The sequence below is a fragment of the Vibrio sp. 779(2023) genome (assembly GCF_033344285.1).
Taxonomy (GTDB): domain Bacteria; phylum Pseudomonadota; class Gammaproteobacteria; order Enterobacterales; family Vibrionaceae; genus Vibrio; species Vibrio alginolyticus.
This window is the reverse complement of record NZ_JAWPOM010000214.1, coordinates 1-1,064: the sequence shown is the minus strand read 5'-3', so window position 1 is coordinate 1,064 and position 1,064 is coordinate 1. Positions and strand designations below refer to the sequence as shown.

Genomic DNA, 1,064 nt, shown 5'->3' with positions numbered 1-1,064 from the left:
TGTTGTGGCTTCCGCAACAGGTGCTTCAGCCGCTTCAACGATCGGCTCTACAGGAGCTTGATCAACCGTTACTGGCTCTGCCTTTTCAGGCGCTACAGCTTCAACAATCGGTGATTCAGCTTTAGCTTCTACTGTTTCTTGAACTTTAGGTTCAACAACAGGTGCTTCAGCTACCGCTGGTTGCTCACGACGGATGATGACTTTACCCATTGCCATTTCAGGGCAAGCAAAACCACCTTGCATAGCAGGTACAGTTGCAATTGCCACAACCGCTTCTTCCTGAACTCGCTCTTCCTTCTTAGGCGCTGGTTTTGGAATGTAACGTGGCATCACTTTACCCATTGCCATCTCAGGAGATGCTACACCGCCTTTGCGCAGACGGAATGGGTTAGGACGACGATCACGACCACGACGACGACGTTGACCACTTGCTCGTAGGTGACGAGGAGAACGACGGTTACGACGTTGTTTCGATTCACCTTGCTTGTTGTCTTGCTGTGCGTCTGCTGCTGTATCAACGGCTTGATCTACTTGAGACTCAACAGGTTCAATTGCTTTCACTGCTGTTTCTTCTACTTGCTCATCGGCAAGTTGGTCTTTAACACGAACAGATTTGTTCAGTTTGCGACGTTGACGGCGCTCTTTGACTTTCTCTGTTTTCGCGTTTGCTTTCGCTTTATTCTCTTCAGGCTTCACTTCTGAGCGAGCTTCAGCCGCAAGTTGCAAGCCTTTTTCCGCTACTTTCGCGTTTGCTTTCGGCTCTTGAGCTTTTTCAGCTTGTTGAGGTTTTGGCTTACGCTTCTGGCTACGGTTTGGTTGCTGTTTGTTTGCAGGCTGTTGAGCTTCGTTTTGCTCATTTGCTTGCTCTTCACGAGGCTTACGGCGACGACGGTTATCACGGTTTTCACGACCTTCGCGGTTATCGCGTTGGTTGCTACGACGACGGTCGTTGCGATCGCGTTTGTTGCGCTTGTTGTCGCGGTTTGATTTCTTCTCTTCTTGTTTTGGTTCTTCTTTTACTTCTTCAGAACCACCAAATAGGAAGCTACCTAGTGCTTTAAACA

The 1,064-nt window shown here is 48.8% G+C and carries 1 pseudogene; it reads right to left on the bottom strand.

What is annotated here, in order from left to right:
• Positions 1–1,064: pseudogene (locus R8O70_RS26165) on the bottom strand (ribonuclease E); the annotation flags it as partial.